Origin of the sequence: Providencia sp. M-27, from assembly GCF_011077905.1 — a bacterium.
GTDB lineage: Bacteria > Pseudomonadota > Gammaproteobacteria > Enterobacterales > Enterobacteriaceae > Providencia > Providencia huaxiensis.
Window position 1 is genome coordinate 1 of sequence record NZ_JAALBT010000017.1, and the last position, 12,990, is coordinate 12,990.

Annotated in this window: 11 protein-coding genes and 4 pseudogenes; 13 read left to right on the top strand and 2 right to left on the bottom strand. The window is 39.5% G+C overall.

All coding sequences use genetic code 11. The annotated features are described in order from the left end of the window. Window positions 1-37 precede the first annotated feature (37 nt). The 5 genes from G6Q48_RS18310 to G6Q48_RS18330 all read left to right on the top strand — a co-directional run bounded on the left by G6Q48_RS18310 (window position 38) and on the right by G6Q48_RS18330 (window position 3,347). Window positions 38-859, top strand: a complete 822-nt coding sequence (locus tag G6Q48_RS18310; protein ID WP_163762071.1) for a DUF932 domain-containing protein — start codon at window positions 38-40, stop codon at window positions 857-859. Window positions 860-876: 17 nt separating this feature from the next. Beyond that, entirely contained in the window at window positions 877-1,359 is a 483-nt protein-coding gene (locus G6Q48_RS18315) for a JAB domain-containing protein (protein WP_014656726.1), read from the top strand. An 8-nt stretch (window positions 1,360-1,367) separates the two neighbouring features. Further along, window positions 1,368-1,589 (top strand): DUF987 family protein, encoded by a 222-nt coding sequence (locus G6Q48_RS18320; protein ID WP_036941096.1) that lies wholly within the window; start codon window positions 1,368-1,370, stop codon window positions 1,587-1,589. A 696-nt stretch (window positions 1,590-2,285) separates the two neighbouring features. Next, a complete protein-coding gene (locus G6Q48_RS18325; RefSeq protein ID WP_166267882.1) occupies window positions 2,286-3,014 on the top strand; it encodes a hypothetical protein in 729 nt (242 codons plus the stop codon). A gap of 12 nt (window positions 3,015-3,026) precedes the next feature. Beyond that, window positions 3,027-3,347, top strand: a complete 321-nt coding sequence (locus tag G6Q48_RS18330; RefSeq protein WP_164528586.1) for a hypothetical protein — start codon at window positions 3,027-3,029, stop codon at window positions 3,345-3,347. A gap of 44 nt (window positions 3,348-3,391) precedes the next feature. Here G6Q48_RS18330 and G6Q48_RS18335 read toward each other — a convergent pair whose 3' ends face one another. Both G6Q48_RS18335 and G6Q48_RS18340 read right to left on the bottom strand, forming a co-directional pair. Then, entirely contained in the window at window positions 3,392-3,679 is a 288-nt protein-coding gene (locus G6Q48_RS18335; RefSeq protein WP_164528585.1) for a hypothetical protein, read from the bottom strand. Between the two features lie 653 nt (window positions 3,680-4,332). Continuing rightward, window positions 4,333-4,905 (bottom strand): cytochrome b/b6 domain-containing protein, encoded by a 573-nt coding sequence (locus G6Q48_RS18340; RefSeq protein WP_166267884.1) that lies wholly within the window; start codon window positions 4,903-4,905, stop codon window positions 4,333-4,335. A 155-nt stretch (window positions 4,906-5,060) separates the two neighbouring features. On the opposite strand from G6Q48_RS18340, the pseudogene G6Q48_RS18345 reads away from it, so the two are divergent. The 8 genes and pseudogenes from G6Q48_RS18345 to G6Q48_RS18380 form a co-directional block, all read left to right on the top strand. After that, window positions 5,061-5,339, top strand: a pseudogene (locus G6Q48_RS18345) (tyrosine-type recombinase/integrase); the annotation flags it as partial. 33 nt (window positions 5,340-5,372) lie between these two features. Next, window positions 5,373-5,672: pseudogene (locus G6Q48_RS18350) on the top strand (transposase); the annotation flags it as partial. 223 nt (window positions 5,673-5,895) lie between these two features. Continuing rightward, entirely contained in the window at window positions 5,896-7,248 is a 1,353-nt protein-coding gene (locus G6Q48_RS18355) for an IS110 family transposase (protein WP_166267886.1), read from the top strand. Next, window positions 7,249-8,165 (top strand): annotated as a pseudogene (locus G6Q48_RS18360) (IS3 family transposase); the annotation flags it as partial. It abuts the gene before it with no gap. A gap of 403 nt (window positions 8,166-8,568) precedes the next feature. Next, window positions 8,569-9,153, top strand: coding sequence for an antirestriction protein ArdA (locus G6Q48_RS18365; RefSeq protein ID WP_166267887.1), 585 nt, complete (start codon window positions 8,569-8,571; stop codon window positions 9,151-9,153). A 436-nt stretch (window positions 9,154-9,589) separates the two neighbouring features. Then, window positions 9,590-10,518, top strand: a pseudogene (locus tag G6Q48_RS18370) (transposase). Further along, the gene (locus G6Q48_RS18375; RefSeq protein WP_237683227.1) at window positions 10,515-10,811 is read left to right on the top strand and encodes a hypothetical protein; all 297 of its coding nucleotides are present in this window, start codon (window positions 10,515-10,517) and stop codon (window positions 10,809-10,811) included. Before G6Q48_RS18370 ends, G6Q48_RS18375 begins: the two are co-directional and overlap by 4 nt. A 664-nt stretch (window positions 10,812-11,475) precedes the next feature. Continuing rightward, entirely contained in the window at window positions 11,476-12,717 is a 1,242-nt protein-coding gene (locus tag G6Q48_RS18380; protein WP_166267889.1) for an integrase domain-containing protein, read from the top strand. The last annotated feature ends 273 nt before the right edge of the window (window positions 12,718-12,990 follow it).

Below are 12,990 nucleotides of genomic sequence, written 5' to 3' on the forward strand. Positions count from 1 at the left end.
GAATGATTTATCAGTTTAATTATTGAGGAGAACCCCTATGTCTCGTTTAGCTTCCCGTTTTGGCAATGCTTGCTCTATTCGTCGTGACCGCCCGCTAACTACCGAAGAGCTGTATCGTACTGTACCCAGTGTTTTTGGTGAAAACAAACACGGATCCCGCAGTGAACGATATACCTATATCCCGACCATTACGTTACTGGAGAGTTTACAGAAAGAAGGTTTTCAGCCGTTCTTTGCTTGCCAAACGCGTGTACGTGATGCTAGTCGCCGAGAGCACACCAAGCATATGTTACGTCTACGTCGTGAAGGTCAAATCACCAGTCAGCAAGTGCCTGAGATTATCTTGCTCAATAGTCATGATGGCTCATCGAGTTATCAGATGTTACCGGGGATGTTCCGATTCGTTTGTCAGAATGGCTTAATTTGCGGACAAACCTTTGGTGAGGTGCGTGTACCGCACAAGGGCGATGTGGTGGAAAAAGTGATTGAAGGGGCTTATGAAGTGTTAGGGCTATTTGAACGCATGGATGAGCAACGTGATGCCATGCAGTCCCTATTATTACCGCCACCAGCCCAACACATCTTTGCTCAATCTGCTCTCACATATCGTTATGGTGAAGCGCATCAACCTGTGACCGAAGCGCAAGTATTACAGCCACGCCGTGTAGAAGATAAGAAGGACGATCTTTGGACGGTGTACCAACGTTTGCAAGAAAATTTAATTAAAGGGGGATTATCAGGCAGAAATGCGAAAGGTAAACGCGCTCGCACGCGTTCAGTGAATGGGATTGATGGTGATGTGAAGCTTAACCGAGCCTTGTGGGTGATGGCTGAAAATATGCTTCAACTAGCCTCGTAATGATGGAGATATTAACGATGGAGAGTATCAATACTTATACGAATACCTTAACACTGCTTCCTAATGAACAACGTACTATCAAACGTGCGTTGACCATACTGGATAAGTATCTGCGTGAACCGGGTATTGCTTTTACATCAACGCAAAATGTGAGGGATTGGTTACGGCTAAAAATGTCAGCATTAGAGCGTGAAGCGTTTATTGTGCTCTACTTGAATCAACAAAATCAGTTGATAAGCAGTGAAACCCTGTTTGCTGGCTCGATTAGCAGCACACAAGTTTATCCTCGTGAAGTCGTCAAACGAGCACTTCATTTTAATGCTGCTGCCGTTATCTTTGCACACAACCATCCGTCAGGCGATATCACGCCAAGCCAAGCGGATAAATCTATCACGCAACAATTAATAAAAGCATTGCAGCTAATTGAAGTACGAGTACTTGACCATCTGATCATCGGTGGTCAGCAAATCTTCTCTTTCGCTGAGCATGGCTTAGTATGAGGTGAACCATGAATATCATCCGTAAATCCGCAGCAATGAAGATCCATCAGCAACATTTAGGCTCTCGCCTTGCTCGTTATTGTGCAGGAAAGTATAAATGGGTTGGTAATAGCGAGCATTATATTGGTAAGGAGGTGCCAGATTGTCGTGGCGTGTTAGCTGTTTACGTTGAACGTCGCCAAGACAGAGATGGCCCTTATGCGTGTGTCATGTGTGTGACATTGAATTGAATTGAAAAGTTATTAGTACACAACCTCTCGATATGAGTCAACTCATTGCGGGTTCATTGCGTAACATTGATAACGTGGATGACTACATGGCAATGGGCGATCCGTTCCGTCTTCCAGCTATCTCAGTTCAATAATAAAAAATGATAACGAGATAGCAAAGTTGCCTTCACTATCTCGTTATTCTGAAGAACAAAGCGCGTAAAATATTACATTGCATCCAAAACAGACCAAGCCCGTGGGAAGGAAACCAAAATAAAATGGCATACTGGATGGCATACCGCTAAAACCTAAAAAGCAAAAACGCCATGCTAATCAATAGCATGGCGTTTAATTCGGAGGAGAGAACAATACATAGCATTCACTTCATTGATATTAAATGATTATTTTAATTCTAACTTTATAGATACCCCCAAATGTACCCCCTAATATTTTTGTCATGCCTGTTTTGAGGTGATTTTTAATCTCAATGTTAGCCCTACACTTTCCAGTAACATCATTGCATAAATATCATCAATGACTACTTCATTGCAGATAATGAAATACCATCCAGAAATAACCCTGCTTGTAATTTCCACACGACATCGTTAAATATAAAGCTAACCGATCACATGGATTTAATTGATCTAAATGACTTGACAGATCTAATTGATCTAATCATAATTAAATCATAATCACTACCACAGAAAGGTGCCATAAATGAATTTTGCTCTCGTTACAGATAAACAAAGCATCATACAAAATATAAAAATGTTTGATTCAAATCTAACAAACAGGACTTTGAATGGATTAGAAGGTCAGTTGGGTCGCTTTAAGTGTTGGTACGCATGGTATGACGAATATAGTTCAACATGGCGATTTGCCCCATCCAAGGTTATTGGGTACCGTTCGATGTCAATTGACAATTATCTTAATCATCATGCTGAGCTTGATGGGAAAGTAACAGAGCTACAGCTCTCAAAATATAGAGATGTTATCACTGATTCTCAATTTCAATTATTAGAAAGTTTGTTATATGAAAAAATAAGTCTATACCGAAAAAGACCTAGCGCAAATACAAAAATTTATATTATTAAGGATGACGAACCAATGAACAAAATAAAATATATTCCAGCTGATGTAAAAAACCTGAAATTTTATGAAGAGTATGACGGGATAACCGACAAAAAAATTTCCAATCCTATTATTTCCGATGGTAATTTGGAAATTAAATTCGATTTAACATACGATGGTAATAGTTATTCGTTAGTGTTAAAAAAAACAAATACTGATATCTATAAAGGGATTGCTATCCGTCTAGATAACAAGCTAGAAATTGATGTCTCTGCCTATGTCACCATAGATGATTATGGCATTGAAATTTATGGATTCAAATGGATTGAAGGTGGCAAGAACTATCCATTCCAAGTATCATTTGATGCAGAATAATGAGGATGCAAAATGCCCCATATTAGCATTCCCATTTCTGATGATGACAAACATAAACTATCAAAATTTAAAATAACTCCTGCTGAGTTATTACATTTAGCGATACAACAATATAATTCTGAAATTATTTACAACCCTGTCATTCAAAGTGAATTAAGCGATTATATTAGGCACAATATCAATGAAATGGCGCCTGAAGAAAAAGCAGAAATTTTTTACTCTCTTACAGGAAAGGACAGTACAAAGATAATTCAATTATTATTTAGAATTGGATACAATAAAGCTAGCTCGATTAAGCATAAATTGATAGATAAAAACCTCATAGATTATTAATCTATACCCCCTTGTTAATTAAAAGTAGATTGGCAACATATATGTTATTGCCAATCTATTCCTTTAACAATAAGTTGATAACCATTAAACCATTCATAGCGACCTGTAGCGGTTACTTTGTTTCCTTTCTGGCAGGTCATTAGTTCCAGCGCGTTAATATCGAATGCCACTATCTTTAATGGGTACGGGCTACGCTTGTCACTCTCAGCCTGAATAGTCATTGTGGCCATTACTTTACCTGTGGCTGTTTTGACTCGTTCAGGGGCTTTTATTACCATTCCTGATGTGGTGATCCTGATTGATTTTGCTTTTCTCATTTCTGGTTTATTCATCTTGATATCATCACAATATAAGCTAGTGGTTAAAATATAATGCTAGTGGCACTCTGGAAGATCGGATAATAATTCTAATTTCTAGGGGTGATCTAAACGTTAATTTATCCATGATGATACGGGATAATCCCGTATGTATCTATAAGTTATTGATTATGCTTAATTCCGTTAAATCGACGGAATCAAAATATAACTAATTGATAACGTTTAATTCTGTCACAAAACCAGATTAACGCTCATTGGTCATCGTTTCAGTGACCAATGGTAAGATGTGGTAACGCATTGTTTTTATTACTAACGGTCAATTTGATCGCCTGAAATCTTATAGTAACCTAGTGGTTAGTTTCCATTTGCTAAAGTGTGTTTTCACTGGAAACCATTGTGGAAACCTCACCGTAATCTCGCCGTTATCAGCTTAATCCTCCCCGTAACATCCCCGTCTAACCTTGCCGTTCAATCGCATTATACGAACCGTAATAGGACCGTTATTTTAGATTTGGTTATTCATATTCAGAGTAGATAAACTATTGATTTACTAGGTAACGCATATTTGCGTCACGGTAACTTATTAGCATCTACAGATTGCAACAAAATATCATTTAATGAATATGGGCGACTAATCACCCATATTGCCAATGAGGTATCAAGCAAACCTATTTATTTTTACTTTTTTTCCAAATTATAAAATGAATAATCCCTAAACCACCGTGACCATAAATATAAATCTCAATTAAAATTGTGAGTGATTTATGAATACTTCTAGCCTCTAAAGCAAGTGGAGACTGCTGTAACCATAGAAAAAACCATGCAATACCAGACAAAATAACAATTGATAAAGCACCTAACCCTAGCCCTTGAACTGTCGCGGCAAGCCCTTTAGGTGAGCTGTCTGGTAGCTTTTTAGCTAAAAGAGAGTTTATATCTTCTTTGATTTGCTTAAAATCCCCCCAGAGATAGGGATAAAAATATCTAAACCCTCTCTGGTGAAAACATAACACGACTAAAAAGAACGTTAAGAAAAAAAGCACAAAGCCTGAAACGATATGAATCCAAGTAAATAAATAAGTCTCTTCAAAAAACGGAATAACTACTGACTTAGTACCCGTCATCCAATTACTAACAATGATTTGCGATATCACTAAGAGTAGAATTAACATATGTAAAATTCTTATTCTTTTAGTCTGATAAAGACCAAAAAAATCCCAAATCGATTTAAATATGCCCACAATGCTTCACCTTTTTTATAATTATTCACACGAACACAGTTTAATTGCTTATAACTCACTTAGTTATGGCTTTAAGCCCTAACTGTAGAATATTTTATATGAAATACAGTTCACATCTACAAGTTAATTACAATTATCACTTTAAGATTGTTGTATTTATAGGCCAATACCAATTAGTTTTTCCGGGGCGTTGCAATATCAATCAACCCATGAGTGAAGTCAGTATCAATATGCTATTAAAGCGAATTGGGTATGACGGTAAAGCGACAAGGCATGGCTTTCGTCACACGATGAGTACGATCTTGCATGAAAAAGGATTTAATAGCGCATGTATTGAAACTCAATTGGCGCACAGGGATAAAAACTCCATTCGAGGAACCTATAACCATGCGCAATATTTGGAAAGAAGACGTGAAATGATGCAGTGGTATTGAAGTGGCATAGTTAATTTGGTCACTAAGTCAGAGGTGATATCATCACTTCATAAACAGACAGGTGACATTTATGGCAAAACGTATACGACGACTTTTTAGTGCTGATTTAAACTTGAAGCTGCTCAACTGGTACTTGACCAAAGCTACTCCGTAGTCGAGGCCGCCAACGCCATGAGCGTCGGTAAATCAACCATGGACAAATGGGTTCGGCAACTCAAGCTAGAACGCAAAGGGATTTCACCGAAAGCGTCCCCCATGACGCCAGAACAAGTCGAGATCCGTGAATTGAAAAAGAAAATTGCACGACTTGAAGAGCATAATGAGATATTAAAAAACTGCCTACATTTCGCGATATCCCCCATCTGACTAGAAACATAGAAAGATCTATACTCTAAATTAACCGGATAGTGGTCGTACGCCTTTTGGAGACATAAATCCCGTCAAAAAACCTGACCCAGGGAAATCTGCGGACCCGATGTTGGTGGCATAGACCCCGTTTAGGAAAGTGATTAATCCGAGTTCCCCATCCGGTATTCACAATTGAGCCGAGGTTACTATGTCAAAATTAAAACCAAAATCCCAATCACTTCCTGTCATCAATCCTAATGCGGCGGGGATTGATATCGGTGGCCGTTTTCATGTTATCGCCGTTCCTCCTGATCGCAGTGACAAATCCGTCCAAACGTTTAAAGCTTTTACTGGCGATATCCATAACATGGCACGTTGGTTAACTAAATGTAGAATAACGACCGTTGCTATGGAGTCGACCGGCGTATACTGGGTACCTGTGTATGAAATTTTGGAAGAACATGGTTTTGAGGTTGTCCTTTCCAATGCACGTGATACCCGAGCAGTACCCGGTAGGAAAACTGATGTGGGAGATGCACAATGGATCCAGCGCCTTCATGCATGTGGTTTGCTAAAAGCCAGTTTTAGGCCCGATGCTACAATAGCTGAACTTCGGACATATATGCGAGTCAGAGAACGTATGTTGGATTATGCGGCAGCGCATATTCAACATATGCAAAAAGCACTCACATTCATGAACGTTCAATTGCATATAGTCGTTTCTGATATCACAGGCGTAACGGGGATGAAGATTGTAAGAGCCATCGTTGCGGGCGAGCACGACCCAGCTATATTAGCAAAATTCAGAGATCCACGTTGTAAAGCAGACGAACAAACAATTTGTGCGGCCCTAAAAGGTAACTATCAGCCAGAACATCTATTTGCTCTACATCAGGCTGTTCTTATGTATGATGCCTATCAGTTACGAGTTGGTGAATGTGATGTACAAATTGAAGCTGTACTCGATAGGCTTTGCATAAATTCGAGCGAACCCGATGAGCCTATCCCCAAACCAAAGCACAGAGCAAAGCAGGCAAACGCAATGACATTTGATGTGCGAGAAAAGCTTTATCGTTTAATAGGGGCAGATCTCACGCAAATTCACGGCATAGGCCCTTTTCTTGCGTTACGACTGATATCTGAGTGCGGTACAGATATGAATAAATGGCCGACTGAAAAGCATTTTACCTCATGGTTAACATTATGCCCAGGCTCAAAAATTAGTGGTGGTAAGGTCATGTCTTCTCACTTCCGAAAGAGTAATAATCGAGTTGTCGCTCATCTCAGACTAGCAGCAACGACCGTTGGTCGCTCAGATACAGCCCTTGGTGCATTTTATCGAAGGCTCTCATCTAGGATTGGTAAAGCAAAAGCGGTAACTGCCACTGCAAGAAAGATAGCTATACTGTTTTACAATGCAATGAAATATGGCAAAAAGTATCAAGATCCTGGCGCTGAATATTACGAAGAGCGGTACAAAGAAAGGGTACTAAAAAATCTCAAACGCCAAGCCGAGAGAATGGGTATGACTTTACAGGCAAAAGAAGAATGTGTTTCTTAGGAAGGCTACAGCGCTGGTGATGTCGGATTCTCTGAACAATTCTCGCTGATCGAGAAACTCAGTCGGCGCTTTAGTATTAAACAACTGTGTAACGTGTTCAGTGTTCATCGCAGTAGCTATCAATATTGGCGTCATCGCTCAAAGGTACCATCAGCGGAGCAAATACGGCTTCGGGCGCTTGTTCGAGAAGCCCATGAAAGTAGTCGCGGTTCTGCTGGTGCTCGTACTATTGCTGACATTGTATCGAATACAAAACAGGTTCCTTTAACACGCTATCGCGCAACTAAGTTGATGAAATTACTCGGCTTAGTGAGTTGCCAAACGCCAAATCATCGATATAAAAAAGCGACTCAAGAGCACGTTGCAATACCAAATCATCTCGGGCGTCAATTTGCGGTCATGAAGCCAAACCAAGTTTGGTTGGGTGATATGACCTATATTTGGTCAGGTAACCGCTGGATGTATCTTGCTGTTGTAATGGATTTATTTGCTCGAAAACCCATTGGTTGGGCGATGTCATTTTCACCGGATAGCCAGCTAACAGGAAAAGCATTATCAATGGCTTTTGAATCAAGAGGTAATCCAATAAATATCCTGTTTCATTCAGATCAAGGAAGTCATTATACAAGCCGCCAATATCGCCAATTATTATGGCGTTATCAGATAAAGCAAAGTTTATCTCGGCGAGGTAATTGTTGGGATAATGCGCCGATGGAGCGATTCTTTCGAAGTTTAAAGACAGAATGGGTACCACTTTAGGCTACCGTAATTTTATAGAAGCACAGCAAGAAATAACACGATATATCATCGGGTATTATAGCCAGCTTAGACCCCATCAATATAACGGTGGCTTAACGCCCAATGAATCAGAACGATTATATTGGGAAAACTTTAAAACGGTGACCAATTTTTGTTGACCACTACATATGCTGACTACATGGATTCTTTGGAAAGCCAAAATAAAGTGATTTAAGAATAGCTTATGCCTAAAAACATAATCATGATTATAATTTTATTATAATGCATTTTAGTTTGTAACCTATAGCCCACGAAAGCAAGAGCCTCTGTCCTGATGGACAGGGGCTTTTTTCGTTTTAACCCACACAAAAATAAATCATGGTAAAAAACATAACGCATTATCGGATCTGTGAGTCTGCTCATCATCTTGATCTAAAACGTCATTAATCACGTTTTAAGTAGATTGTCTGTTTTCAGCTGATGGATATTTTATATCAACATCGTCTTCTAAAGGGAAATAGCTCCCTTTATCAAAATATCGCCATTAATTAAATCACAATACATCAATAATAGGACATGAATATGCGAATAACAGCGACGGCTTCCCCATGCCTAAAATCGGGAATGATTTCTGTTTTTATTACGAATTTAGGAAAATATAACGAAGGAGAGCTGGTTGGTGAATGGCTTGAGCTTCCAGCAACCTCAAAAGAGATAGAACACTGTTTAGCCCGTATTGGCATTGATGGTATTCACTATGAAGAGTATTTCTTGACCGACTATGAATCCTCAATTGATGGCCTTTCATCCTACATTTCAGAATATAGCCTTTTAGATGAGTTGAACGAGTTAGCCACACAATTAGCCATGTTATCGCCTGATGAAATTGACCTTTATCAGGCGGCAATTGAAATCGGTTCTTCAGCGAGTTCAATTCATGATTTAATTCATTTAGCGGATAATTTAGATTCTTTCCAGCAATTAGCGGGGGTCAATAATGAATATGACTTAGGTTATTACTGGATAGAAGAAAGTGGTTGTTATGATTTAGCACAACTTGGTCATTTATCCCATTACTTTGACTATGAACGCTACGGACATGATGTTTGTATTGAACAAGGAGGGATTTTTTACGATGGAGGATATGTTTATCATACGGGCGGGTAGATAGAACAACAGAATGAGAGTCAAACCGCTTTCATCCCATAGGACGGAGAATAATTGATGCAGTGGTATCCCAATAACATCCATAAGATAGAACATCAATCAAACTGAATAATATCATTTAGCCACCTTTACAAATATTCGTAAAGGTGGTCATTACCTAGACCTTCTTTTTTATTTAGTGTACTGATATCAAGCTATAATTTAATATCTTAAACTAAGTTTTTGGGGTAATACGCGGGGAAAAGAAGATGCCCTTGCTCTTTTAAAAGATATGACATCGTGGATAGATGTAAGAATTAGAAATAGAGATTGTCAGTTAATGGATTAACGATATGCAATGAGTTATAGTGATTTCTGGTGTACGAGGATTTAGAAGGATGACATATCCCATTGATTTATAAATATAAAGTTACCAATAAATAGAAGGTGACACGCCATGATGAATTCTACCCTCAAAGCGCTTTCACAACCAGAAAAACAGATAACACCCCTACAGAGTAAACTTCTGCGGTCGGGTGCCAGAGATTTGATCGCTCAGGCCCTTGAAGCAGAGCTTCAGGTGTTACTAGATCAGTATGCTGGCTATAGGTTACCGGATGTTCGCAAAGCACTGGTATTGGTGATATCAAGTTTAAAGAGCCCAAGGTACGTGATCAGAGTGGATCAGTAATCCGTTTCAGCAGTAACCTTTTACCGCCTTACATGCCTTACATAAAGCGAGCTAGAAGTGTAGAAGAGCTAATGCCTTGGTTGTACCTGAAGGGTGTCAGCACAGGTGATTATCAGGAAGCATTATCATCGTTGTTAGGTGCTAAGCTCGCGGTTGGTGATGGCGCACTAGGGTTTTGGAAGGTGCTGAGCAAGTCCTATCCAGATACACGCCATCAACGTTGTTGGATACAAAAGACGGCGAACATTCTGAATACGTAGCCAAAGCCAGCTCAGCCTAAGGTCAAAACAGCATTGCATGAGATTTGGATATCTGAGACTCATGATGGTGCCTACAAAGCTTTTGATCGTGCATTGGTGCGCTTTGGGTCGAAGTATTATGGTGCGATGGAACGCCTGCGCAAGGACAGAGATGAGTTGCAAGCATTCTACGATTTCCCGGCCGAATACTGGTGCCATATTCGGACGACCAATCCAATAGAGTCGACCTTTGTAACCGTTCGACTGAGAACCAAGCGTGTACGTAATTGTGGTTCACGAGAAACCACCTTAGTAATGGTTTACAAACTGTTGGAATCAGCACAAAATAAATGGAAGCAGATCAAAGGATTTAATCTACTGACGCTAGTGGTCAACAATGTAAAGTTCAAGAATGGTGAACGGGTATCGGATCAATCAGACAGGAACGCGACATGATGCCATACACCAGATTTGATAATAGCCATATGAAATTCATTACGTTAAAGGTTAATATGGATACTAAATCAGTTATAGCAAGAAAGAGGTTATTAAAATTACAAGCTCAAATTATAGCAGCAGAAAAAAATATAACTATTGATGATGCTTTTGATCTCTTATTAGGCCCTACCCCAGCCAAACCTATAAAACAAAAAATATCCAGAAATACGAAAAGACAACATGAACCATCATCGCTGCTAAAAGGCTTGATAGACAAAACATATGCAACTGATTGGAAGAAAACAAAGTGAAAAAATCATATAGTATTGCTGTTGAGCATATGGAAATATTGCCCAAAATTATAGCTACAGTAATTATCCAAAATATTGCCAATATTACGACTAAAGTAACACAGTTATACTATTCCTCAATTTATGAATATCATTTTGTCAAACAAAACAATAACTGGTACCTGTCTCAGATTTTTTTAATTGATGAATATGGCAAATATCCTAGCGTATAATGAATTAGAACAAAATGAGTATCATAATCAACAATCAACAATCAACAATCAACAATGTATGCTTATGGCACAAGACAATCTACAGAATTTTATTGGTCGTTTCCGTTTCATCAACCAATCATATTAAAATAGCAATCTACTTTTTAGTCTAGAGCAAAAAACAGTAAAATAAACTTTAGGCCCAACAATAGGCCCAAATTAAAAGTTGAATTGAATTTTATTGATTTAAAATCAATATAGTACAAGCTTAATTCAGACTCCGCCAGCCCAAATTATCTTCTAAGCACGTCCAAAGAAGACTGAAAAGCCCGCTAACTCAATGAGTTGCGGGCTTTTTTATGTCCTGCACAGTCTGATGTCACCTAATTAAATCCAATCATCTTAGGCACCTTGATAGGCACCTCGTAACCTTTGTAGTTTTTGAGGTGCCTAAAAACAATGTAACATCAAAAATGGCAAGACAAACCAAACCATTATCCGCAAAAGAGATCGATGCAGCAAAGCCAAAACAGAGTGATTATGTCCTCTATGATGGCGATGGATTAGAGCTATTGGTTAAATCCAATGGCAGCAAGCTGTGGTCATTTCGCTACATTCGACCTCTCACTAAGAAACGAGCTAAAAAGAGCCTAGGCTCTTACCCTGCCGTCAGCCTTGCTGATGCACGTAGTTACCGCCTTGAAGCAAGAACACTACTCTCTAAGCAGATAGACCCACAAGATCACCATAAAGAGCAGATCCGTAACACCTTAGAAGCTAAGGCAAATACCTTTCAACTAGTTGCTGAACGTTGGTGGGAAGTGAAGAAGTCCACCGTAACCGAAGATTACGGTAATGATATTTGGCGTTCACTTGAACGAGATGTATTTCCCGCCATAGGCGATATCAGCGTTACCGATATCAAAGCACATATATTGGTTCAAGCAATACAACCAGTTCAAGCTAGAGGTGCGCTAGAAACGGTTCGTCGCCTATGTCAGCGTATCAACGAAGTGATGATCTATGCTCAAAATACTGGCTTAATTGATGCCGTACCGAGTATCAATATTGGCAAAGCTTTTGAAAAACCCAAGAAAAAGAATATGCCAAGTATTCCCCCTGATCAGCTACCAAAGCTCATGAAGACAATGCGTACAGCTAGTATTAGCCTATCCACTCGATGCTTATTCATGTGGCAGCTGCTTACCATATCCCGCCCTGCCGAAGCCGCTGAAGCCCGTTGGGACGAAATCAACTTAGAGACTAAGGAATGGAAGATACCGGCTGCTAGAATGAAAATGAACCGTGAGCACACTGTTCCATTATCTGACGCTGCTTTAGCTATCTTAGAACTAATGAAACCACTCAGTGGTAACCGTGAGTTTATCTTTCCTAGCCGTATCAAGCCTACCCAACCAATGAATAACCAAACCGTCAATGCTGCATTAAAACGTGCCGGATTCGGTGGTGTATTGGTTTCTCACAGTCTTCGTTCAATAGCCAGTACCGCACTCAATGAACAATGCTTCCCACCTGATGTTATCGAAGCCGCCCTCGCCCACGTTGATAAAAATGAAGTTAGGCGTGCTTATAACCGCAGTGATTATCTAGAGCAAAGACGCCCTATGATGCAATGGTGGGCTGATTTTATTGAGGAAGCTGATAGAGGAAGTATTATTGAAGGTGGAATAAGAGGGATATCGCTAGTTGGGTGACTTGTGTACCAGCTCAAATTTGAGCTGGTACTAATAGTAGTACGAAGCTATACATCATCTAGATGTCAGTTCTGTGCCAGGAGCGGAACTTGCTTATGTCGCGCTCTGTTAGTTTGCTGGGAGTAGGTCATACAAGCCAAAACCATGACCTTTTTGCAAATTTTATGGCATAAGAAAAAAACAAATGGGAAATTTTCCTGAGATAGAAGTGGGGTCTAATGGGCACAAGAGCAGAAAATAAAAACCCAGTATATATGTTTTTTATTTTCTGCC